This window comes from Porcibacter vitabionis, assembly GCF_046263795.1.
Taxonomy (GTDB): domain Bacteria; phylum Bacillota; class Clostridia; order Lachnospirales; family Lachnospiraceae; genus Lachnocurva.
Genome location: NZ_JBJYZD010000006.1, coordinates 121,545 through 146,079, shown reverse-complemented (window position 1 = coordinate 146,079; position 24,535 = coordinate 121,545). Strand labels below are relative to the sequence as shown.

Below are 24,535 nucleotides of genomic sequence, written 5' to 3'. Positions count from 1 at the left end.
CCATGTCGTATCGATCACAGGAAAATCCTATCGGTTGAAGGACTTTGAACAGGAGGAGCCATTACCGTAAACTGTACATTTTTATTTAGGATTATTTGTACATTTCTACTTGACAGTTAATACAAGGCATAGAAATCAGAGAGACTGGTTAGTAGGGACTAGTCTCTCAAGCATCAAGGGAATTAAGGGAGAGGTTAGTAGGAGTCCGTCTCTTAAATCCCCTAACGAGCAAACCTTACCATAGCCCGTTTTTCTTCACTAACTTTTACGCATAGAAGAAAGGAGACAGTAAGCTACCGGATAGAGAGGTCGTTGTATGGAAGTGAAGAAATATCACATGGGAGACGGGCGTTTGATGGGTCACGTTGACCCAATCAATCGGGAAGGGAAAGAACCCCCTAAGGGTGTAACACCGAACATGAGTAACATTGACCCGACCCGTTCCCATTTGGACTTTAACCTGTCCCCGAATAATCGAAGGATGAAGGAACAGTTGCAGTACATCAAGGACGTAACAGGGAAGACGGTTCGAAAGAATGCAGTCGTGTTCTTCTCCACATGGGTGACCATGCCAAAGCAGTATCAGACCTTTGATTCTGATGTGGAATTTGCACACCATTTCTTTCAGGACATCTATGACACCCTGCTTTTGTTCTATGGTCTGGAAGAAGACGACATCGTGTCTGCATGGGTGCACATGGATGAGACCCGGCCGCACATTCATCTTTTTGCCACACCGATCTATCGGGAAGAGGGAAAGAAACCCATCTGCTATTTTGACCGGGTCTTACCGAAACGGAAGTTCTGGAAACTGCATCCCTTCACCGAGGATATGATGAAAGCGAAGGGGTGGGAGGACATCCACCTCATGACGGGGCATACGAGAGACGGGAACTGGGCGGTCAAGGATCTGAAACGGAACGGTGCTCTGGAGAAACTAAAGGAATTGGAAAAAGACCTGTCCAAACGACAAGAGGAGCTTTCCGCTCTGCAACAGAACACGTCTCAGCAGAGCCTTCTCTTGGAACGCTTCCGAAAAGAGGAAGAGGAAAAGGAAGAACGCTTACGACAACTGGCACAACAGACCGATGAAAAGCAAGAGGAACTGAACCGGATCAATCAGACCCTGTTACAGAAACGGACGGATGCCTACCGGATGGGGAAACAGACGGACCACGATGCCGAGCTGATCCTCCGGCATAAGGACGATGTAAAGAAACTGTTACTGGCACACCCGGAACTGTTAACGAAAGAAGAGCAAAGACAACTGGAAGGAATCAATCATGGCATATCTCACATTCACGACCAAGGAACTCGAACAAGAGGGCATCTCCTGTGACTATAAACTCAATCAGACCTTGCAGCATAGCATCGTTTCCGATGACCTTATCATTGACATGGAACAGGGGACTTACACCTTTCCAAAGGACTTGACCCAACGGCAGCTTGGATTTCTGTTTCAACAGGGATTCCCCCTGCCACAGGCAAGGACGAATATCGGTCTTTTATTCTTCCTCTCCAAACTGGACTTTTCCCGCCTGCCGGAGAAAAGGAAGTGCCATATCATACAGCACATCATGATGGATCCGCATGGAAAGGACCTGTATGTGGACTTTGATGAATTTGCGCGGGTCATAAAGCTTTCGCATACGGAATGGATGGAAGAGACCTATCAGAGACTGATCGAGGAAAAGGAGAACGGCAAGGCCATCTGGGATGCCGTCTGCCGACTGCCGTGGCCGGGTTCAAAGAAACTCCTGTTTGCCTATCGGTATCTGGCAGGTATGAATTTTTAGGAAGGAAAGGTTATGTGGTTACTTACAATACGGATTCTGGGGTATATCCTGATGGTTCTGATGGCAAAATGGGCAGGCGAGTCCCTGCAAGCGTTTCAGAACGGAAAACGGGAAAAACTTTGTGCCTTTCTTTTGTCAGGGATGTCCGTCTGGTTTCTGCCCTTTTATGACACGATCCTTCTCATGTATCTTCTGACCCAGAGCTTTGCCGACATAAGAGACGGGTATGTGGATGTGACCTTGAACTTGCAGGCAAACGCCTGTATGGCGGTCTGTGCCTTGGCACTCCTTCCGAGGGCAACAGGTCTGATTTGGCTATGTGTTGCCTGTGGATTCCTGTACCTGACCCAGAACGTCTTCTCGTCCGGCGATCGGAAAGGCTTGTTTGCCTGTGCCCTGTGGGGACTCATCTACCTGAACCGTGGACTGGGCGTCTTTCGGTCAGGGCAGTACCTCCCCATGCCATGCCTGTATGGACTGCTTATCACCTTTGGCAGTACGGTTCTGTATGGCCTTGTGACAAAGAAACGGTATGACGTACCCTTGTTCCCGTGGCTCTTCCTTGGGATGGGAAGTACCATAGGTACCATGGCAACAACCACCTTCCTTGCTACGCACTAGGACAATAAGGTGACACCAAGTGAGGATAGTAAGATAGCTCCAAGTGAGGATAGCAAGGTGTTCCCGATTGAGAACATGAAGCTGACCTCAACCGAGGACAGGAAGATGTACCCAAACGGAAACACTAAGATGTACCCATACGAGGACAACATCATGTACACGAAGAAAGGACTTGAAGAAATGCAGAACCAGTCGGAGATGCAGAATCAGTCAGACCATGCCGTTGTGTTTGACCTGAGTAAGCAGGTTGCAGAGCTGAATGAGCAGAATCAGACGGCGAATGAACGGCTGAAGCAGCAGAGCGAAGAAGAGCGGAAAGCCAGAGAGGAAGAGGAGCGGGAGCGTACTCGTGCCTTGGAGCAGAAGGTACGGGATCAGAAGCTTGCCGAGGAAAAGGAACGGCGGGATCGGTACTACGAGGACTTAAAGAAGGAGCAGGAAGAGAGCCAGAAAAACAGCGGTGGCGGTCTGTTCGGATTCTGGAAGAAGAAAGAAAAGGCGGTAGAGAAGGAAGAAACACCCGATTCTGAGCCTGAGAAGAAAGAACCAATCCCTGAACCTGTTTCTGATTCTGAATCTGAATCTGTTCCTGACCAGTCTGCACCTGTGGAAGAATCGGAAACCGAGGAACAGGACTTGTTCTCAACGGTCGTTGGAAAGATGGATACGGATGAGGACATGGAAGAGCCTGTTCCAAATCCTGCCCCTGAGAAACCGAAGGCAGACAAACCGAAACTGCCTACCTTCCCGTTCCCGAAAAAGAAGGCAAAGAAGAGTAAGCCTGCCAAGGGGAAAAAAGAGACACCTCACGTCAAGAAGGAATACAAGACCAGACCGTTAACTCATGAGCTGCCCTTGGATGAACGGGAAGACAAGGACAAGATGTACCCCGGTCACTATGAAGCGTCCGAGGAGGGCAGAACGCAGCTTGTCACAACTGACCCGGATCAGGACTACATCGACTGGAGGGAACAGGTCAAGAAGAATCAAGAACGACTGGATGCCGACCGCTATCGCATCATGCTGCATGACGTACAGGAACGGAAGGACGACATCATCGTGATGGTGCTGATTACGACCGACATGAAGAGCATTGTACTCTTACACACCTTGGATGAGTTCTTTCAGTTCGTGGAAGAGCGGAATGGGGACGTGTCTTTGTCCTATGCCTTTGTCATCTATAAGAATGACGATCCGAGGTACTATCTGGAGATCCCGAACGATGAGCATATCCAGAAGCTCATGGTGTCCATCCGGGATCTGTTTATGAACAATACCAGAATCACTCCCTATATGATCGGTCAGATTCCGAACATCGGGATCTTTGAAAACGTCTATGTGAACTAAGAAAGGAAGTCTTGTTATGAAGGTTGTTGATGAACTGGAGCGTAGTGCAGACGAGAATAAACCCTTGCCACGGTTGTTTAAGAACACAAATTTCTGGATCATTGTCGTGGTCGTTGCCTTGGGTATTCTTTCGCACGTTTTTCTTCCGCAGAGCGACCCGAGCCTGTCGGATGTCGGAAAGCAGGGCAAAAGCACGGTACAGAGTATTTTTAAGGGCAATAGCGAAAAGACAGAAGAGAGCCATACCGACAGTAACGGTATGAATACCCTGTCCGGGAAGTAAAACCTTGTATCTAATCTTGTATCGAAATAAGTACACGAATATGAAAAGTCATCTCCGTACCAATTTGATGGTAGAGACCCCTTAGGTGTATAATAGTATTTGTTAGGAAAAAGGTACATACAACAAATATCAAAAACATTACAAACAGATACACCACAGAAAGGGGATCAGACATGAAGAAAGAAACCAGTTGCCGGAGAAGAATCAGAGAGAAGAAGCATTGGAGAAAGGTTGCCAAACGGCATTATGGAGAGCCGTATGCGGACATTGCCATCAGCATGATGGATAAGAACATGGACGGAAGAAAGATGCGTGCCGAGGAGCAGAAACTGAGTGACCGAATCGTAAGACTTCACCCCGGTGCGGAGTACAACTACCTTGGCATTGTAAAGAAGGTCTACCGTACCTTTGCGAAGGAACACGGATTCCTAGCCCCGGAAGAAATGACGGGAGATGACTGGGCCATGTCCTTCCGCCAGAGACTGGATCAGATGTTACCGAAAGAGGACGACTTCTCCAAAGAGCGTCATACACAGGAAACCTACTACCTCATCAGCCATGCCATCTATGCGGTCGAGCAATGCTACGGCATTACCATTGACCGGGAAAAGGCAGGCCTGGAAGAGGAACACTATTGCAGGAAGTGTGGAGCCAAGCTCATTCCGATGGAACACGGCCAGATGGGATGCCCCGTCTGTCATAAGTCAGTCGGCACTTATTCGGGAACGAACATTCCGGCAGGAATCTTGGCAGGAAGTAAAGTTCGTGCCATGCGGAGTGTCTTACATAAGAACTTTGACCCCCTGTGGAAAGACTTCGCCCTGACCGATGAAGAAAACATGGTTCGAAGGAACATGGCTTACAGGGTTCTGGCAAGCTACGCAGGACTTCCCGAAGGACTGGTGCATTTCAGCCGGATTCGGAATATGTACGATGCAGAACGTCTGCTTTGTGCAGTTAACGAGATGCGAAAGAAACACGGTCTTATGATCTTAGACGAGATCGTGAACGGTACGCACTACCATAGCGATGATTGGTCCTATTACGGAAACAAAAGGAGAACGGTGGAAGAACCTGAATCTAAGACAAGAACCATCGAGGACTGGTTAGACAGGTTGTGCGTGTAAAATACCTTTTTTCTCTTAATCTTACGCATAGAAGGAATGGATGGAAACAACCATTCCTTTTTTTGTGCAATGGAAAGAGAGGTAGCAACAATATGAGAATCCCGACAAAGAACCTGTACATCGACTTTCGAGACTTGGTTTGTGACTATGACGAAATGGAGCGTAGGAAGAATCGGGTCAAGGAGTCCGAGCTTTTGAGGATACAGGAAGAATACCCCGACATGGATACCTCGTCCGGACTGGATAAATTCCGGCAGGAGACGAACCGAGACCCGGACTATTTCTATCACAGGACACCGAACGATGTCGTGCTTTCCATGATAAATGAGATGACGGCGAATGTGTGTCCGATTTTGTTCCGTCACCCGGTCAATGCTCTGGAACGTGCCAGTATCGACTTTTTCTGTGAGGACTTTCTGAAACACCCCAGACCCTTTACGGAACTTCAGGCGATTGATGAAATCAATGAAGACGACATCCTGTTAACGACCAATCCGATTCTGTATGAAGAACGGGCAAAGGAAGGGAAGTTCACCGTGTTCTTACGAAATGACAATACGAAAGCACACCCGATCGGAATGAGCGGACTGGTGTTGACTCCGGGAAGTCCACACGCAGCCCAGTATCTGGAAGCTGCTTATAAAGACTTCCAGAAGGAGCGGGAAGTTCGTTCTACGAACTTTAACTCTGAACCATCGCTAGGCGATGATTCAGAAGAGGAACAGGAACTGGTAGCCGAGCGGTAAGACAAACTCCCCTTGTCGAAAGACAGGGGAGCATCTTTCCAAAAAAGGGAGTCACCTGATATGAGACATTTGGAAAAAAGCGAAATCGCAAAGATTTGTAATGACACATACGAGGACGTAATAACGGAACGTGCATGGCACGCAAACGAGCTTGGATGTTATCACCTTGAACCAAACTATAAAGACCTTTGTGATGTGATGGAACAGAACGGAATGGATAGTTCAGCTTTACGGGAAGCCAAAAAGCTTGTAATGGACGAAATTGATACTGTTGATCACAAGGCTGATCCCAGTTGGAGGGATCTAAAGAGGATTCACAAGCTCGATGATGAATTTATCCATGCGATTAAGGATGCCTGCAAGGAAATATCTAAGACGTTCGGAATCATCAATGAGTTGAATCCATCCGAACCATCCATGGAATCTTCTGAGCCATCCATGGAAGAAGATTTGGACGACAAAGACTACCTTCCATTTTGCTAATTCTGCAAAAAGAAAAATTTCCGTTATCTTCTGTATTTTCTCATAAATTTTACGCATAGAAGAATTGTAAGGAAAACAAAGTTCGTTTTACGAACTCTTCGCTTTTGCTCTTTCGTTTTCCGGGATGCACAAGGCAGACTTCCTGAAAGTTCCGACCGAACAGGAGAGAGAGCAGGAAGAAGAGATGGAAAGGTAATTTTTTATGAGATATTTACTGATTGCAGAGAAACCGAGCCTGATGCGTACCATTCAGGACGTGTACAAAAAGCATAAGAGCGAGATTGGATATACTTGCGATTTTCTGGCACAGGCAGGACATCTCATGCGGTTAAAACAGCCCAAGGAATTAAACAAAAAGTATGAGAAGTGGACAAGGGAAAACTATCCCATGGACTTGACCTATGAGTACCGTGTGATTGAAGGAAAGGAAGACCTCTACAAAAAGATCAAGAGTGCTGTTACATCCGGACAGTACGACCGGATCATTCATGCCGGAGACCCCGATCAGGAGGGAGAACTTCTGGTACGTCTTCCCCTCATGCACATGGGGAATCGCCTTCCTGTTGACCGTTTCTGGTCCAATGACCTGACGGAAGGTGCCGTCCTTCATGCTCTGACCCATTTGAAAGACGACAGAGAGTTTGACGGATATTACAAGGCAGCTCTGTTACGTCAGCACATGGACTTCCAGTACGGCATGAACATGACCGGTGTGATGACCATTGCCATGGGTCCTACCATTCGGATCGGTCGTGTGAAAGCCCCGATCATTCATATTCTGGCCGCAAGGGAGAAGGAAATCGAAGACTTCGTTCCGCATAGTGACTATGTCCATGAAGCCGATGTGAAAGGCTATCCCTTCCTTGGAGAGACACGCTATACCACAGAACAAGAAGCCAAGGAAACTCTGCCCGGACGGTTTGCCGTGATGAACGTGACCGATAAAAAGGTACAGAGAAAGGCAGGAAAACTGTATAAGCTTTCCACTCTCCAATCGGCAGCATCTTCCTTGTATGGTTTTTCAGGAAGCAAGACCTTGGCATTATGCCAGAGCTTGTATGAGAAGAAACTTCTGTCCTATCCGAGAACAGACTGTGAATATCTGGCCAGTCATACCGATGCGGAATCTATCTTACGGAATCTTGGTAATCTTATCCATTTGTCCCAGTACCCTCTTCAGTCGATGGAGAATGTCAAGCAGGACGGTTCCTACTTCAATGACAAGGCCATCGGTTCGGAAGGACATACGGCCATTATCCCGACCGGAGAGCTTCCGCAGGGACTGACCGGGGACGAGGAGAAAATCTTCGACCTTGTTCTTCGAAAGTTCGCCAGTATCTTCGGAATGCCAAAGACAGTACGAACCGTGAAAGCCGATGGTGTAAGCGATCAGAGGGAAAAGTACTCCATGTCCGTAGAAGAGGTGCTTGACCCGGGATTTGAGCTGATCTTAAACCCGAACTATCAGGGATCCACCTGCTCTCACGAGACTTTGACTAAAGGCGTGTGTGAACCGAAGGATGTGTCCTTCACCACGCACGAAATCAAGGCCAAGTGCCCGAGCCGTTATACCGATGGTACGCTGATTTCTGCCCTTGACCACCCCGTGAACCTGTCAAAGAAACTGGATACGGATGCCGAGGAGACAGGGAACTATAAGATTGGAACCCCTGCAACACGAGCCAATATCATTGAGGACTGTATCAAGAGCGGATATTTCAAAAGGGAGAAAGGAAAGTTCTTTGCATCCCCGCTTGCCATGACCCTTATGAAACAACTGGGTTGGGTGAAACTGTTTGACATCCAGACCACGGCCAAGTGGGAGCATTCCTTAAACGAGATCCGAAATGGAGAAGTTCCGATGGAATCCGTAGAAAAGACCATGATGGACACTATGAAAGAGTCCGTAGACGAAGTCCTCCATGCCGACATCAAAAAGATTGCGGAAGGCTATCCCGGTGGCAAGCGAATCCCGATCGGCAAGTGTCCTCTCTGCGGTGGAGATGTGTATGAATACACCAAGTCCTTCGGATGCAGTAACTGGAAGACCAAGGGATGCAAATTCACCCTCTGGAAGCGGAGCTTTATGGACTACTCCATCACAAAGACCGATGCCAAGAAACTGATCGAGGGTAAGACCATCAAGAAGGTCGTCACATCGAAGAAGGGCAATCATTGGGAGCAGGAACTGTTCTATAACCCGTCTACAAACCGTGTGGAATTTTATGAAAAAGGGAAGGGAGGGAAGTAATCATGGTATTAAAGCTGCAACGCTTGGAAGAACTGGAACAAAAGGGCGTTCTGGCACCGTCTGTCTTGGAGGGTGTCAGAGCCGTTCAGGAGGAGATACAGAAGAAAGAAGAAGTAATGCAGACCCCTGAACGAGAAGAAGAGGAATTTGAACGATGACTGTAAAGGCTACGGAAAAAGAAAGAAGGTGACCTGCTATGTCAGCATTTGGTCTGTGTTGGGGATTGAACCACCATTCGGAAGAATCAGAGAATGAAGATCCTTGGGAAGAATTGGAGGATGAGGATAGTCTGGAAGAGTCGGAGGATGAGGGTATCATTACCTCTTCCATCGTGAAAGGAATTCAAGCCATCCGGGAAAAGATCAAGGGAAAAGAAGAAAAAGCCCCCAAAGAAGACTCCAAAGAAACGGAAGAGGAAGAAGAGAAAGACGAGGACTACGAGCGATGATCGTAAGAGAAGTGAAAAACGTCAAAAACATCGACATCGAGAAGGAAGTCGAGGACTACCTTTCGTATGCTTACAAAAACAACATAGAGCCATTGTTGGATAAAGATGGGAAAGGGACTTACGTCTACAAATTCTATGCCGACTACCGGGATGAACTGGATGTTCATGATGTTGCAAATATTCTGAAAAGCGACACTCCGGAAGTTGTCTTGGAAGAATTATTGTGGGATTCCTATGATGAAAGCCGTATGGAAGTCTTGGACGAATTAAGCGACAACGCAGCCACTTATATTGAGGATAAATACAGAAAAGCTTATCGAACGGCTCTCGGAGACAAGACGATTGAATTAGATGATGATGAACGTCAGCAGGTATTTGACATCATTGAAGACCGTGTTTGTATGGACTATGACATGGACCATTACCTCGATCAGGATGTCAATATCGACCTTGCCATTGACACCGGCGATGGAAACTATGACTACACGCTGAATTGTGCTTATCCGGCATACGGTGGAAGCGACACGATCGATTCCCATAGCAGTCTTGCCTTTTTGGCAGAATCCCAAGGATATTCCGTAGAGGACTTGCAGAAGGCATTAAACAAGGGTGATGTTGCCTATCCGGACGGTTTTTTGGAATCCGTCCGGCAGGAAGTTGCCAACGAAACCAGTTCCATCAATCGTCTGACGGTACTTCTCAAAATGTCCCTTAGGGATGCGATTAAGGTCAACGAACGGATCCGTGAAGCAGAGAATACAGGACACGAGTCCCATCCTTGGGAACGTCCTGACTGTGGCAGTCTCACGATCGGGAAGAATGCGACCCTCGGTCTGTTTGACCCTTGGAATGGCGGTGGTTCGACCTTCGAGATCGAACTGGAACAGGATCTGGAACTTCCGATCAAGTATGTTCATTCCGCTCTGCCGGACGTGAAACAGCATGGAGAGTATTCCATACAGGACGTCTACGGAATGAATGGTTCGGCTTGGGGTGAAGACCTGAAATCTATCAACGAACCAAAAGGACGGACAGAGGAGCAGACCGAAGAACAGGACGAGGACTTAGAGAGGTGAGAAACCTATGGCAATATATAAAGATGGCCCTTTGTGGGTAGAAGGCAACCCCGGAGAAAAGCCAAAGCTGAAAACGTTTCTTTCAGCGACAAAGGAAGAGATGTTAGAGCATGGTTTTACCCAGTCCTACAAGGATTGCTACGAGATCACGAGAGACGGGAAACTGACGTATGTAAAAGAGGAAATGAATCCCTTCTGGTTTCCTATTCTTACCATGCTTCGAGAATCCCCGGATCGCCTTTCCCGGTTCTATGGTCATGCTGATGCCATCCTTTGGTATGCCATCGGAAAGAATAACCATACGAATGAACCGACCTTTCGACAAACAGAGAAGAGCTTGGAAATGGAAGTAGGACCGTTCAATCCCAGAGTAAAAGGTCTGTATTTGATCAAACATAGCTTTGAGTTCCGTCAGGGAGTCGAAGACCTGTTTCAGAGTCTGTCGGACGTGGACGCCATCATCCAGATGGCAGAGTCCATGAAAGGGTTAAGCGTGCTTTCCTCTGTGGAGATTGACGTGAAAAAGCAGGACGAACTACTTCACGTTTCTGTGACGGGAGCACCGATCAAATGGAGTATCTACGACCATTGTTCCATAGAGCGTGACGTTTCTGCTCAGAACATGGACGAATTCCTTCCCCAATTACAGAAGGCAGAACTGGAATATTGCGATGCCGAACTGAAATTCCTGAAAGACATCATTGAAAGCCAGAGAGCAAGGCTGCACGGAATCGGAACATCGAAGACTTCGGAGTTACCAGAGTTGGAAACGGAAGAAGAACTGGTTCGACTGACAGAACTCGTGAAACAGACGCAGAGCCAGAAAGAAATCGTGGAACAGAGCCTGAATGAAGAAGAAGAGGAAGAATTAGACGACAGAGGAAGGTGATGAACCTATGGCTGTAACCATCCAAGCGAATGCAGAGCTTTTGGCACAGGCAGTCATCCGGCAGGCATATAAGGACTATCGGAAGGCTGCCATTGCCGTGAATCATGACCTTGACCTTCACAAGACAGGTGGACTTTCGGACAAGCATAAAGACCGACTTCGGATCATTCAGAAGGAACTGTTGGGTGACCGGATTAAGCTTTGCACGGACATGATTTTTACCGGTATTTCCGCACAGGAAATGAAGGATCGGTTCGAGTCGGAAAACAAGGAGATTTTCTACCCGTTGTACGAAAAGAAGCTCTTGCTACGCACCAAGGAACTGGAAAAGCCGTAACTCGTAACAGTTTTCCTAATTAAATTTTAACCATAGAAAGGAAGAGAGAACAAAACAACGTTCTTTCTTCCTTATTTTTTTGTGACAAGAAAGGAAAGAAAAGATATGAGTTATCAGACGAGTTCTATAAACCTCCGACTTCAGTTTGACCTTCGTTCCGATGTGTTTCCGGACTGGGTACCGGATATTGAAAAGGCATTGGTTGAGAATGGCTATCCCCCTTTAGGTAATGACCAATGGACCTATGAGGTCAGGGACGGTGTGTCTTGGTATCACTATGACGAAGAAAACTATATGGAGGATGAAGTTCCCTATGAGGTTGAAGACGGGGAAGCGGTGTTTGACCTGAGTAAGACCGAGGACAAGGCTTCCGAAATCGAAGACATCATACGGGACGTTCATAACGGTGATAACACCCCGGGAAACCTTATGGATGCCATGACTGACCCGACCGTGTCCTATCCGGACGAGGACAAACTGTACGAGGACTGGTCGTGGAATCATGGGGATGAGTACCAACATCACGATCCCGATGAAGAGATCGGCAGATGGTTGGATTCCGAACGAATGTAAGAAAGGATTGTTAATTCATGAGTGCAAAAAAGCAAAAGATTCTGCTTGCCCTTGGACTGGTGGTCGTGGTACTGATCGGCGGGTCGATGGTATTTCTGAAACAGCAGACAAAGACCGCCCCGACCATTTCCAAGAAACCGAAGGTCTATAAGGGAGCAGAACCGAACACAGGAGTTGACCTGTCCAAGCTCACAGACGGTACTTACTATGTCTACCACAAAGGCAAAGCCTACCCGATCTGTTCCGATGTGCAGACCAACGGAATTGAAGCGGCGACCGACCAGACGGATGCCACAAGGCTTATTATGATGGATTCTGCAACCACAAAGAAGATTCCGACCCTGTATCTTGGGAGCAAGGACAAGCTGATCTACCGGAACACGAAGAACGCCATTAACACCATTCGATATGAACGGTATCAGGATGACGGCTATTCCTTCGGAATCTATAACGTGACCGAGCAGCCGAACCACACCTTCACGGTCAACCTGACGGGTTCTGACACAAGTACATCCAGTACCAAGACCAACGTGCGGGCGAATTCCTCCGCACAGTCCATTTCCACGGCATTGACCGACACCAAGGCCACCTACACCCTTGCCAGTATTGGAAGCGGAAAGAAGGCCGTTCCTCTGACCAAGAAAATGCTTTCCATCGGCGGATTTGTGAAGTCCGATATTCTGGTCTCCAATCCGAAGGCAGGAACGACCGTTCCGGAAGAGCGTGTCTATGCCGTCAATGTCTATGCAGGAACGGAGTCCCACACCTTTGACATTAAGTCCGACACCCATTACTTTTCCGGCATGGAACTGTATGCGGAATATACGAAGGGACTGGACACTTCCAGTACCTATCAGGAACTGGAGATCCCGGACTATCTGCCGGACGGATATTATGTCCCGAACTTCGGCGGTATGTTCCGTCTCGTGCATGGAAAGGAATACACCGACACGGCAGAGAACTTTAATAAACGGCAACTGGAAGTCCAGACAACCCACGACATCCAGACCGACACCACGGTTGCATCGAAGACCGGACAGACCTCCTGCTATTCCACAAGTACCGAACTGAATTCCTACTCTACCACGAATCCGAATGCCTTTGGATATAATCGTGCGGAAGAGTCGGAAGACGGGGACGAGGGAGATACCTCAGTACAGGCAGAGAATACGGAGAAGTCCTTTGCCATCAAACCGAAGAAGGGAAAGAAGTACACCATCACCATCACGGCAACCCGTGACGATGGAAGTGTCACCTATGAGACCCCGGTCGATGGATGGAAGTTCGACATGAAGCCGAATAACGATGGAACGGTGACCTTTACCAGTACCATCACAGGAAACGGCAAGGACAATAAGATCTTAGTCAAGGGATTTTCCAAAGACGTTACCGCCGACCTGAATGGTGCGGATGCCGAAGTCACCAAGGAAGAAACAGACGAGAATGCTGACACCGAGAATACAGAGAATACCGATACCGATACAGAGGATACGGAAGCCCCGGATGTAGACCTTTCCATGGACGGTGATTCTGAATGAGTAGACTCTCTGAGTCGCTTGGATTCCTGCCCTCGAAGTTAGAGGACTGCCCGAACTGCGGATCCGGCAGAACAGGTATTGTCCTCTATACTTCCATGGACGACTGGAAAGACCGGCAACGGGCAGCAAGACGTGGATATTACGTCAAACACCTCTTCCCGAATGAGGAGATGGAGTATGACCGATTTTGTCTGGACTGCGGGTTCTGTTGGAATCATGACGATTGGAAGGGGAAGCTTACCTACCAGAGCGAACGCCCCAAGATCCATGCCGAACGGTTATCGAAACTCGGTTGGAAGTTGTTAAAAAAATGGGAGAAAAAGCAGGATGCTGATATTGAAACGTAAAGATACGGGGTTTTATTATCTGGGTCCCGAGGGAGAAGCCTATTGCTATGAAGAAGCAGATGAAGTACCGAAAGAGATCCGTGCCTTACTGGATGTGGAAGCGGAATACTTAGACCCACGACTCTACTATTCCTTTATGACCGGACTCTATAATCTCGGCATTGAGCAGGTCGAAACTTCGTTCGGACGAAAGGAACTAAAGTCCGAAGAGGTCGGCTATATCAGAAAGCGAAAGACCGAGCGATGTCTGTCTGACTTTCTCACAAAGAAACGGATGCAGGACTATGAAGCCCTGTTGGGTTGCGAAGCCTATTTCCCCGTGCAGTTCATGGCAGACGGCTATCTTTCCATCTTAACGATGGAGTGGAAAGACAAACAGGGAACAAGGAACCTTCCGGTTGCCTTTGCCAATCGGACACTCGCAGCAGAGTTCTTGAAGCGGGAAAAGATCCGAGACCGACAGATTCTACTCTATCGGATGCCAAACCCCTGTATCCTGATCGGGAAGAGCTGTCAAATCTTATTACAGAAAGAGAGTTTTTAATGGTTGAAGAAGTACAGAGAGAGATCGATGCAGAGCTTCAGAAATTAACACAGGCTCTGCAACAGATCCTGAATGTCGTGGCAGAAAAGGAATCCGATCCGATGCGAAAGAAACTGGCGAAAGAGGTCTCCAAACTGCCCTCGGCTGACCGGCGGGAGATCACGTTCTCGCCCGACTTGGAAGAGCGACTGGAGCAATATTGCACCGAGCACAAGATCCCGCACGCCATGATCCGGCAGGGCATGGTGCGGAACATGGGAAATTCCTCCGTCATTGTGTCGAAGGAAGACGAGGAAGAGGTCTATCAGGCCCTCCGTGACTTGGAGAAGTCGAACCCCTTGTATTACAGGGATTCGGATGCCGAAAACTTTGTCTGGAACGCTTCCATGACGGGAGCGAAAGAGTTTGTGTCCATCCCCTTCCCGAGCCGGGAGGATGCCGAGCGATTCCGAAACAAGCTCTATCAGAGCGGAACTGGTGTCATCAGTCATATCACCATGGATAAGAACAACGGCTATGTCCTTCTGGTCAACGGAAAGGACTTTCTGACCGCAGGAAACCGAATGGATGTGCTGACGGCCATGACAGAGACGGCCATCAATAAAGCGATTCCCTTAAAGGAGTGTGTGCAGAAGGCACAGGTCATGTGGGATCGAACCGAAGAGGAGTCTTTCGTTCTGAAGGTCTTAACGTCCATTCGACAGACCAAGGAAGCAGTCTATCTGGTCGATCAGGACAATCCCAAGGAGAAACTGGTCTACCGTCCCGGTATGGGAATCTATCGAGAATCCGAGAAGGAGAAGGCAAAGCTCTTGGTAAGAGAGCAGTATCTGGACGCGATCAAGGACAATGTGGGAGACAAGCTTTCCCTGACCATTGACTCTATCCGTCAGTCCATCAGTTCCGGACTGGACTCGATCCATGACATGAAATCCATGTCACAGGAAGAATACCAGAGCTATACCGTTGATCCGGAACGAAAAAAGGAACAGAACCGCCGTATCGCCCAATGGATGCACTCCCAGATCAAGACAGGGAAAACGTTATCCGCTATGGAACTTTTGTCCCAGACTACCGGTCGTCCGTCCCTCAATCAGAAACGGATTCTGGAGTATGTCAAGAAAGCAAATGAGTTAGGAAAAAGAACTTCTCCCCTGTATCAGGAGTTCTATGACGGAACGAATTTTCAGCACGCTTTCCTATCCACAGAGAAACGGTGGATGTTGGAGCATTATCCAAATCAGAAGACCATGAAGGTCAATGAGGTCTTGCAGGCCAGAATGGAATTCTTACATTCCGAGGAACTGAACGCACTTGTAGGTAAATTCTCGAATGGATCGACTAAGACCGTGGAGAATGCCATGGACGAGATCAGGAACACGATTGGCCGTGTCCATGTTTTAAACCATACGGCTGCCATGCAGCTCGGGAAAGACGGCGATGAGCGGATGTACCGTGTCATGCAGACCGAACTGGAGCGTACCGTGGACAAAGACAAAGAAGCAGAAAGAGATTGAGGTGATGTATTTTGGCTAAATTTTCCATGAAGTCTGTCTTCGGGTTCATGAAAGACCCGAATCCGACAGACGCACCGGAGCTTCGGAAGGAAAGCCCCTTAAAGGAACAGGAGAAGACCCTACGGAAGGAATTCTTCATTGTCGGGATCGTAATGTTTCTTTTCACTTTCCTTTACTCCCTGCACTATACCGCAGCCTATGTGACCTTACGGCTGAACGGTGTGGACTCTCCCGACATGGGTCAGGCACTTTCCCTTGGCGGGCAGAATCTTCTGACCAAGTTCAACTATCCCTTTCATTGCAAAGCCATACAGACCGTTCAGGGAGTCAAACAGCTCCCCGTCTGGAATCCGGCTTATCAGGGCTATGGCGGAGGGCCTGCTGCACTTACCGGTGCCGTTGGATTCGGAATCCTTGTGCTTCTCATTGTGTTCTTCGTTTATACCCTGCAAAAACCGAGACTCCAGAACCGAAAGGACAGTATCAAGGGTAATGCCAAGTGGGGCGACACGAATAAGATGGAGACCAATATGGCAGAACCGTTTGGAGAACCGGGACATATCCAGTTTGGTTCGAACTACATTCTTTCGAAGAATATGTACATCAGCTATCTTTCCCACGACATCACAAACGTCAACAACCTCGTTGTCGGTGAACCCGGTACCGGTAAATCCCGTGGATATGTCAAACCGAATCTCTTGCAGATGAATTCTTCCTATATCGTCACAGACCCTTCCGGAGACATTGTAAAGCAGATGGGAGAGACCCTGTATCGGTTCGGGTATAAGGTACGAATCTTTGATATTGCAACAAAGAACCATACCAGTACCTATAACCCCATGCACTACTGCCGGAAAGAAGTCGATATTAAGACCTTGGTTGATACCTTCATTGCCAATACCGACACCAGTAACGGAAACAGTAATGCCGACCCCTTCTGGGATGCGGCCATGAACTCCTACCTTTGTGCCATCATTGGTCTCTTGACCAAGTATGGTGACAATCCTTTGATTATGGACGGCTATGTGTATAAAAAGGACTTCCCGAACCTCTGTGAGATTGCCCGAATGACCAACGAACGACTGGACGATAAGTGGGCGAACGATAAGACCTATCACGACAAGGAGAAGACCGCCCTCGGCCATATCTTTAATAACCTTGCCAACCATAAGGAATTCTGGGATGACGATGGATATGGCAACAAGCTTGACCCCTACTGCCTGAAGAAATGGCGGGACTTTAAGACCACCCCCGGTAAGACCGCAGACACCATTCTGGCAACGACTCAGGTACGACTGGATGCCTTCAATGTGCAGGACATTGCCAATATCACCAGTACCGACTCGATCGACTTGGACTCTTTTGGAACGGGCAGAGATGTGCTGTTCATCAATATCCCGGTCTCCAATTCCTCCTATAACTTCCTTTGCTCCATGCTCTACTCTCAGATGTTCGACATCCTCTATGACCGGGGAGAACATAAGGTGCAGCATACCCACCATCTGAAGTTACAGAACGGGGAAGAGGTCAAGTGGTACGACCAGAGTTGGACGGACATGGATGCGATTGAGAAGGATGTCGCCAGTATCAAGAATAGCCATATCGAAAAGGTTGTGGTCAATCAGGAAGTCAATGACTGCTTCTACGAAATCATTGACGATCAGGGCAGAGTGGTAAGCAGACGACCGGATGCCGAGCTTGCAGAGCAGTACCTGTCCGACCTGAAACACGCCAAAATCGTAAAGCAGGACGGGGAATCGGTCAAGAATCCGACCCATATCCGAATGCTTCTGGATGAGTTTGCCAACATCGGTAAGATTCCGTCCTTCCCTGCAAGGCTGACTACGGTACGAAAGTACGACATCTCCTGTGACGTTATCGTACAGGGTGTTACCCAGTTAAAGGAAATGTATAAGGACACATGGGAGACCATTGACACCGGTTGTTATCAGACCGTCTTCCTTGGCGGTAAAGCGAAGGAGACCGTGGAATGGCTCTCTGCAAAACTTGGTAAGACGACCAAGATCGGATCAAGCGTGTCCCTCGACAATAAGAAGATTAGCCAGAACGTCCAGACCGAGCAGGCAGACCTCATGACCCCCGACCAGATCGGACGACTGCCCAACCGTATGGAGCTTGTGCTTTCCACCGGACATAATCCCGTCTTGGACGAAAAGTATAACTATCCTGACCACCCTTACTACAAGTACACGTCCGACTATGCCGAGGACACAAAGTCAGGAAAGATGAAGTTTGACTATGATAGGTACCCCATCAGCCGGTATGTCCGACAGAAGTATGAGTGTCCCACCCCAAGCCACATGATTACGATCTGTGACGACAGTCGGGAAGGACTACACGAGTTCTTCCGCCAGTTCGCCTGTGAACCGGAAGAGGTTGCCGGACGGGTACAGGGATATGGAGAAGGCAGTCCGGTCATTCGTAGCACCAGACCAGAAGAGTTCAACGACTCACCATTTTAACTGAATGGTGAGCCGGTAGGTTCAACATACTGACCGTTCTGAAATTTTTTCCAAACAACATCTTAACCATAGAAGTATTGGAAAGGTAAAAGAACTCTCATGGAACAGATGACAATAACAGCAAAAGTTCAAGTAGTCACTACTGATGCAGATAAAGTTTTGCTCGATGAAACGATGTCTGTTTATCGTGATGCCTGTAATTATGTTTCAGACTATGTATTCCGTACTCATGACTTAAAGCAGTTTTCACTTAATAAGATTTTGTATTCTACTTTGCGAGAGAAGTTTAACCTTAAATCGCAAATGGCTCAGTCTGTTTTGAAAACAGTCATTGCAAGCTATAAAACTATTCTTGAAAATCAAAAGGAATGGATTAAGCCCTCGTTCAAAAAGCCTCAGTATGATTTGGTTTGGAACAGAGATTATTCCTTAGCGAAAAACTGTTTTTCTGTAAATACGCTAAACGGACGTGTTAAGTTGCCTTATGTCTCTAAAGGTATGTCTAAATACTTTGACCATACAATCTATAAGTTTGGCACAGCCAAGCTTGTAAATAAGCATGGCAAATATTTTTTACATATCCCTGTCACTTATGATGTAGAGGAAAGCAATACCTCTGACATCTGTAATGTTGTTGGCATTGACAGAGGTATAAACTTTGTTGTTGCGACCTATGATAGTGAGCACAAGTCTGGATTTGTTAGCGGTAAACCCATCAAACAGAAACGTGCTCACTATTTTAAACTTCGTAAAGAACTTCAAATGCGTCACACTCCATCTGCAAGACGTAGGATTAAAGCTATTGGTCGGCGAGAAAACCGTTGGATGCAGGATGTAAACCATTGTGTATCAAAGGCACTCGTTGAGAATAATCCAAAGCATACTCTTTTCGTACTTGAAGATTTGACAGGTGTTCGTAATGCCACAGAACGTGTGAGAACAAAAAATCGCTATGTCTCTGTGTCATGGTCTTTCTATGACCTTGAACAAAAACTCATCTACAAGGCGAAACAGAATCAGTCTACTGTCATTAAGGTTGACCCTCGTTATACGAGTCAATGCTGTCCTGTATGTGGACACATTGAAAAGTCTAACCGCAACAAGAGGATACATCTGTTTACTTGTAAAAACTGTGGCTATCAATCAAACGATGACCGTATTGGAGCTATGAATCTGTACCGCATGGGAATCAGCTATCTCGAAGATAGTCAAGTACCTGATACAGTTACAGCCGAGTAAACTTTGCTGTAAAGGGTGTTGTCAACCACCCTATGATGTAACGCCACTTTAGATAATAATATCTATTGGGGTTAAAGGTCGGAGACGTAAGTCGTTAGTACGACTGGGTGGTTACAAACCCGTGATCTTTAGGCCGTGGGTAGTTGACAACGGTTTAATCGTAGAAATAGTAGTCATAGAAACCGTAGAAAAGAAACAACGTTTTTTCTGAATAACACTTTAACCATAGAAGAAAGGGAAGAAAATTATTTCTTTCCGTTCGCAAAAACTCCTTTTTGCTTGTGCCAATACATAGTGGGCGTTCTTTTTCAGGCTTTCCGAAAGAGGGGAGCTTGGAAAAGAACCAATACAAAGAGGAAGGTTTTTACGAAGAGTTAGTCCGTATTAGTAGCATAAACAAAAAAAGGAGAATCTTATTATGCGGAAAAATCATTCGTTCCTATCAACCGCAGAAGAGAAGCTTTCTTCTGCCAAGACACAGATTACCACAGCCCTTGTGATGGCTTCCGTTGGATCTGTTGCCCTTCCGGGCGGTATCGCTCATGCAGAAATCGGAAGCGGATCGGCGAACTCGGAGAAACTGGTTACGACCGTTCTTGACGCTCTGGTGACTTTGTTCCCCCTGATTGGTATTTTCTTTGTCCTCATGGGTGGTGCCAAGGTCTTAAACGGCGTTAAGAACGACAACAACCCGGAAGCGATTTCTGCCGGAGCCAAAGACCTTGTCATTGGCGGTGCCCTCGTTGCCTTCCGTATCTTCCTGTGGAATCCCATCAAAGGTGCTGTTGGACTCTCATAACTCACTAAAGGAAAAAGGGGGTGGAGCAAGTCTTCATCCCCTTTCCTGATATGAAAAGGAAATTTTATGGCTACTTTTTCAAATATGTCGGATGCGGACTTTCAGTCTGCATTGGACAAGATTGCAACAGGCGATGGCGGCAGAAAGGAAGCAAACGCTCTTGCGAAAAAGCTTGGCTTTTCAGACAAAGGCGGGATTCTAAAGCAGTCGGAAGCCGACTTTGCCGGTGGAATCATCTATTCTCAGGCACAGTCCGGTCCTATCGACAAGCTGATTAACTCTGCCGTTTCCCTGAATGGATTTTCCACGGGCGGAGATAATTTTCTCGTGACCTTCCAGACGACCGTATCTTCTGCCTTGGTGCCTGTTGCTTATTGTATTGCTCTCATGTTTTTCCTTCTGGCCTTGGTTGACCTTGGAATGTCGGAGCGTATGACTCTCGATAGTTTTGTCAAGTTCTTTGCCCGGCTTGCGGTCGGAATCTTTATGATCGATAACTGTCAAAACTTCCTGAATCTGGGTTCTGCGATTGCAGACTGGATGGGGAATCTGATTAACAGTAATGGATCCATGGGATCGGGGGCAGGATCAGCGAAGAATACGTTTAACATGATAAACAGTATCATGCCGGATGACGGGTTTGCCCGACTACAAAACGGTGCGACCGTGGCGATGGCGTCAGCGATGCAATGGATCCCCTTGCTATTGATCCTAACGGTTCTACTGTCCCGGCTGATGGAAATGTGTATTCGTGGTGCTTTAATGCCGATTGCCTTTTCCTTTGTGACCGAGGAAGGTTGGCGTGGTACGGCGATCCGTTATCTGAAACGATACATCGCCCTGCTTGCCATGGGTCCTCTCATCAAGGTCGTCTTTGAAGCAGGTGACTGGCTCACCCGTGGAATCAATGCTTCTATGGCACAGAACGGTGCTCTTGCTGCCGGTGCATTCTTCCTGTCCATCGGTGTCAACTGTGCGATCGGACTGGCAGAAGTCGGCATGATAAAGAAGCTCCAGAGCGTGGTAAGTGAAGCCTTTGGAGCGTGAGGAAAGGACAAAATCATGTTTGTTACGATGTCGAAGGACATTCTTGCCCGTGAGAACCGGGCACTCGGAAACTTTACCACAAGGCAGGTCGGGTTTGGTACGACAGGATTACTCTTAGCCCTGTTTGTCGGATTTAAGGGAACAACCAATCTTCCCATGCAGCAGCGGATCTATCTGGCCGTCTTAGCTGCCATGCCGTTTCTCATCTGGGGATTCGTCAAGATTTACGGCGAACCCATGGAAAAAATCCTCCCCATTATCATTCGGGATAATTACATCAATCCATCGAAACGACTGTACCATACCGAGCTATCCTGCGTGAAAGAACTGGAAAAGCAGGAAATGGTAGAGGAGAAGGAAGAAGAAAAGACTGACAAGAAGGGGAAGAAAAAGAAGAGCAAACCGAAAAAAGAAAAGAATACGGTTCGTCCCAGTAAAGACCCGAATCTTCGTGCTATCAAATAAGGAGTTTTTATCATGGCAGATTGGATGAAACTTCTCACCGGTACCAGTAGCAGTAGTACAAGTGGTGAGAAAACAGAACAGGAAAAGAAGAAACAGGCGACCACCGCACAACGTACCGTTCCCTATATTGACGTGTACCAGAACGGTATGATCCAGTCGGAACCTGGGATCTTTTGTAAGCTCTATCGCCTTCCGGAAGCGAACTTCAAGACACTTTCCGAAGAGGAGCAGAACACCTTTTTCGACAAGTATGAGACCTTCTTAAATTCCATTGAAGCAAACGAACACGTTCAGTTCATCCTCTTGAACACGGTCGATGATATTGAAATGCGGTTTGCCAAGATGAAGATGCAGGAGCGTGGCGACTCCATGGACTCCCTTCGGGAAGAAATGAATTCGATCGTGCATGAGAAACTGGTTGAGTCCAGAGGGTCTATCATCACCAACCGTTATCTCTGTTATAGCGTCAAGGAAAAGAGTGTGGATTCTGCGGCAAGGCATTTCAAGGATCTGGATGCCAAGGTCGAACAGGAAATGCGGACCTTCTTAAAGAAGGAAGTGAAACCTCTCTCCCTTGACGAGTATCTGGAAGTCCTTGCGAAGATCTATGGCACAGCAGACAACCCCCTGTTTCAGCATGACGAGGACGGAAAGACTCATGTCAACTTTGAGATGTTAAAAAAGACTGGTATGACGACCAAAGACCTGATCGCCCCGCCTGCCTTCAAGTTCCAGTCGGATAAGTTCATTGTGGGCGAAGAGGTCGCAAAGTCCATGTATTTAAGCGGGATTGCAAACTTCCTGTCTACGGACTTTGTGGGTGACCTCATGGACATCAATTCCAAGCTTCTGATTTCCATAGACGTACAGCCCTTGGATCAGGCAGACGGAACCAGACTCGTTCATAACAAGAAGGTCATGGTCAATTCCGAGCTGATCGAGAAGCAGAAGGCAGCCATCAAGTCCGGATATAGTCCTGACCTGATCGGCGGTGACCTTGCCATTGTAAAGGAACAGGTCGAGCAACTGGAACGGGATATGCAGTCGAGAGACCAGAGAGTGTTCTATTTCCAGATGAACCTGACCGCCTTTGGTACGTCCGTAGACGAACTGAACCGCACCGTTGCCGAGATCAAGTCCGTGCAGAACCAGAACCTGTGCCGATTCACCCCCTTTATCTTGCAGCAGGAGAACGGCTTTAATGCGAGCCTTCCCTTGAACACGAACCATACTTATAGTAAGCGTCTTTTGACCACAGAGAACATGGCGGCCTTCATGCCGTTTACCGAAATGTCCACCTTGGACGAACACGGATTCTACTACGGCCTGAATGCAGTGAATAAGTCGGTCATCTTCCTCGATCGAATGAAGGGCATGAACTATAACGGACTGATCCTTGGTGCATCCGGTTCCGGTAAATCCTTCGCCGCCAAGATGATGATGATTAACGCCATCCTGAATAGTGACGCTTACGTCTACGTCATTGACCCCGATGGCGAGTATTCCATCATTGCAAAGGAACTGGGCGGTACGGTCATTCAGATTGCCCCGGGTAATCACGTTCACTTGAATCCTTTCGACTTGGATATGGATACCTCGGTCGATGAAACCATGAACCCTCTGGCACAACAGGCGGACTTCATCACCAGTCTGTGTGAGACCATGATGCAGGGCGGTGTATCAAAGAATTATAGCGTTTTAACCCCGGCACATAAGTCCATCATCAATAAGGTTTTAACCAGACTCTATCAGAACTATGTACATACCCTGATGAACGAAGAGCCTGACCCTGAGACCGGCAGAAAGCCGACCATTGACCGGAATGCGGCACCGACCTTGCAGGATCTTTGGAAGGGTCTGATGGAATATGGACAGACCTATCCGGAAGCACAGGAAATGGCACTCAGTTTGGAAATGTTCTGCGGACAGAACTACGACTCCTTTGCCAGTCGAACGGATGTGGATGTCGATAAACGGCTGATCGTGTTTGATATTCACCATATCGGATCCACTCTGGAAGAGCTTGGATTGAAGGTGTGTCTCAATATGATCTGGACACAAGCAACGGCCAACGCCATCAAGGGCAAGCGAACCTATGCTTTCATTGATGAGTTCCATATGCTCCTTCGGAACGAAACTTCTTCCGACACGGTAAAGACCATGTGGAAACGTGCCAGAAAGTTCGGACTGGTACTGACCGGCATCACACAGAACACCGAAGACCTGCTCCAGTCCCCGGACGCACGTTCCATTATCAACAATACGAACTTTATCGAGATGCTCAATCAGGCCATGCTTGACCGGGAAGCTCTACGATCCATGCTGAACCTCAATGATACCGAGGTTTCCTACATCAACGGTGTCGAATCCGGACATGGACTCATCCATATCGGAACCCAGAACATTCCCTTCAAGAATGACTTCCCGACCAATACGGAACTCTACCGTATCATGAGTACCAAGCCAAAGGATGCGGAGCAAACCTAAGGGACAAAAAGAGAAGAGGGGACTAATTTTCAGTCCCCTCTCTTTTTCATGCCTTCCTGTATCTATCGGAAAAATCTTCGTTTTTCGGAATG

Annotated in this window: 25 protein-coding genes; all 25 read left to right on the top strand. The window is 47.7% G+C overall.

Features of this window, described 5'->3' with window-relative positions; all coding sequences use genetic code 11:
- Positions 1-316: 316 nt before the first annotated feature.
- Entirely contained in the window at positions 317-1,339 is a 1,023-nt protein-coding gene (locus ACKX2L_RS06640; RefSeq protein WP_497550998.1) for a plasmid recombination protein, read from the top strand.
- Positions 1,284-1,796: a hypothetical protein gene (locus ACKX2L_RS06635; protein WP_497550997.1), complete on the top strand. Its 513-nt coding sequence runs from the start codon at positions 1,284-1,286 to the stop codon at positions 1,794-1,796. Before ACKX2L_RS06640 ends, ACKX2L_RS06635 begins: the two co-directional genes overlap by 56 nt.
- Before the next feature lie 12 nt (positions 1,797-1,808).
- Positions 1,809-2,417 carry a hypothetical protein gene (locus ACKX2L_RS06630; protein ID WP_497550996.1) on the top strand — a complete coding sequence of 203 codons (609 nt, stop codon included), beginning with the start codon at positions 1,809-1,811 and terminating at the stop codon, positions 2,415-2,417.
- Between the two features lie 153 nt (positions 2,418-2,570).
- On the top strand, positions 2,571-3,764 hold the full coding sequence (locus ACKX2L_RS06625; protein WP_497550995.1) for a hypothetical protein: 1,194 nt from the start codon (positions 2,571-2,573) through the stop codon (positions 3,762-3,764).
- A 16-nt stretch (positions 3,765-3,780) separates the two neighbouring features.
- A complete protein-coding gene (locus tag ACKX2L_RS06620; RefSeq protein ID WP_497550994.1) occupies positions 3,781-4,047 on the top strand; it encodes a hypothetical protein in 267 nt (88 codons plus the stop codon).
- Between the two features lie 173 nt (positions 4,048-4,220).
- Positions 4,221-5,174, top strand: coding sequence for a zinc-finger-containing protein (locus tag ACKX2L_RS06615; RefSeq protein WP_497550993.1), 954 nt, complete (start codon positions 4,221-4,223; stop codon positions 5,172-5,174).
- A gap of 92 nt (positions 5,175-5,266) precedes the next feature.
- Entirely contained in the window at positions 5,267-5,920 is a 654-nt protein-coding gene (locus ACKX2L_RS06610) for a hypothetical protein (protein WP_497552900.1), read from the top strand.
- A 60-nt stretch (positions 5,921-5,980) separates the two neighbouring features.
- The gene (locus tag ACKX2L_RS06605) at positions 5,981-6,403 is read left to right on the top strand and encodes a hypothetical protein (RefSeq protein WP_497550991.1); all 423 of its coding nucleotides are present in this window, start codon (positions 5,981-5,983) and stop codon (positions 6,401-6,403) included.
- Positions 6,404-6,605: 202 nt separating this feature from the next.
- Positions 6,606-8,654 carry a DNA topoisomerase gene (locus ACKX2L_RS06600; RefSeq protein ID WP_497550990.1) on the top strand — a complete coding sequence of 683 codons (2,049 nt, stop codon included), beginning with the start codon at positions 6,606-6,608 and terminating at the stop codon, positions 8,652-8,654.
- Between the two features lie 2 nt (positions 8,655-8,656).
- Complete coding sequence (locus ACKX2L_RS06595; RefSeq protein WP_497550989.1) at positions 8,657-8,812, top strand: hypothetical protein; 156 nt, start codon at positions 8,657-8,659, stop codon at positions 8,810-8,812.
- A gap of 38 nt (positions 8,813-8,850) precedes the next feature.
- Positions 8,851-9,102 (top strand): hypothetical protein, encoded by a 252-nt coding sequence (locus tag ACKX2L_RS06590; protein WP_497552899.1) that lies wholly within the window; start codon positions 8,851-8,853, stop codon positions 9,100-9,102.
- Positions 9,099-10,178 (top strand): hypothetical protein, encoded by a 1,080-nt coding sequence (locus tag ACKX2L_RS06585; RefSeq protein ID WP_497552898.1) that lies wholly within the window; start codon positions 9,099-9,101, stop codon positions 10,176-10,178. The genes ACKX2L_RS06590 and ACKX2L_RS06585 overlap by 4 nt, the downstream gene beginning before the upstream one ends.
- A 7-nt stretch (positions 10,179-10,185) precedes the next feature.
- Complete coding sequence (locus ACKX2L_RS06580; RefSeq protein ID WP_497550986.1) at positions 10,186-11,067, top strand: hypothetical protein; 882 nt, start codon at positions 10,186-10,188, stop codon at positions 11,065-11,067.
- Between the two features lie 7 nt (positions 11,068-11,074).
- Positions 11,075-11,404, top strand: a complete 330-nt coding sequence (locus tag ACKX2L_RS06575) for a hypothetical protein (RefSeq protein ID WP_497550985.1) — start codon at positions 11,075-11,077, stop codon at positions 11,402-11,404.
- 105 nt (positions 11,405-11,509) lie between these two features.
- Entirely contained in the window at positions 11,510-11,977 is a 468-nt protein-coding gene (locus ACKX2L_RS06570) for a hypothetical protein (protein ID WP_497550984.1), read from the top strand.
- A gap of 17 nt (positions 11,978-11,994) precedes the next feature.
- Positions 11,995-13,515, top strand: a complete 1,521-nt coding sequence (locus ACKX2L_RS06565; RefSeq protein ID WP_497550983.1) for a hypothetical protein — start codon at positions 11,995-11,997, stop codon at positions 13,513-13,515.
- On the top strand, positions 13,512-13,862 hold the full coding sequence (locus ACKX2L_RS06560; protein ID WP_497550982.1) for a hypothetical protein: 351 nt from the start codon (positions 13,512-13,514) through the stop codon (positions 13,860-13,862). Before ACKX2L_RS06565 ends, ACKX2L_RS06560 begins: the two co-directional genes overlap by 4 nt.
- Positions 13,843-14,406: a hypothetical protein gene (locus ACKX2L_RS06555; protein ID WP_497550981.1), complete on the top strand. Its 564-nt coding sequence runs from the start codon at positions 13,843-13,845 to the stop codon at positions 14,404-14,406. Before ACKX2L_RS06560 ends, ACKX2L_RS06555 begins: the two co-directional genes overlap by 20 nt.
- The gene (locus tag ACKX2L_RS06550) at positions 14,406-15,923 is read left to right on the top strand and encodes a hypothetical protein (protein WP_497550980.1); all 1,518 of its coding nucleotides are present in this window, start codon (positions 14,406-14,408) and stop codon (positions 15,921-15,923) included. Before ACKX2L_RS06555 ends, ACKX2L_RS06550 begins: the two co-directional genes overlap by 1 nt.
- A gap of 11 nt (positions 15,924-15,934) precedes the next feature.
- Positions 15,935-18,406 (top strand): type IV secretory system conjugative DNA transfer family protein, encoded by a 2,472-nt coding sequence (locus ACKX2L_RS06545; RefSeq protein ID WP_497552897.1) that lies wholly within the window; start codon positions 15,935-15,937, stop codon positions 18,404-18,406.
- A gap of 99 nt (positions 18,407-18,505) precedes the next feature.
- Positions 18,506-19,645, top strand: a complete 1,140-nt coding sequence (locus ACKX2L_RS06540; RefSeq protein ID WP_497552896.1) for an RNA-guided endonuclease TnpB family protein — start codon at positions 18,506-18,508, stop codon at positions 19,643-19,645.
- Between the two features lie 418 nt (positions 19,646-20,063).
- Positions 20,064-20,444 carry a hypothetical protein gene (locus ACKX2L_RS06535; RefSeq protein ID WP_497550977.1) on the top strand — a complete coding sequence of 127 codons (381 nt, stop codon included), beginning with the start codon at positions 20,064-20,066 and terminating at the stop codon, positions 20,442-20,444.
- Between the two features lie 66 nt (positions 20,445-20,510).
- Complete coding sequence (locus tag ACKX2L_RS06530) at positions 20,511-21,491, top strand: hypothetical protein (RefSeq protein ID WP_497550976.1); 981 nt, start codon at positions 20,511-20,513, stop codon at positions 21,489-21,491.
- Between the two features lie 15 nt (positions 21,492-21,506).
- Positions 21,507-21,956, top strand: a complete 450-nt coding sequence (locus tag ACKX2L_RS06525) for a PrgI family protein (protein WP_497550975.1) — start codon at positions 21,507-21,509, stop codon at positions 21,954-21,956.
- Between the two features lie 12 nt (positions 21,957-21,968).
- The gene (locus ACKX2L_RS06520; RefSeq protein ID WP_497550974.1) at positions 21,969-24,443 is read left to right on the top strand and encodes a VirB4-like conjugal transfer ATPase, CD1110 family; all 2,475 of its coding nucleotides are present in this window, start codon (positions 21,969-21,971) and stop codon (positions 24,441-24,443) included.
- Positions 24,444-24,535: the final 92 nt, after the last annotated feature.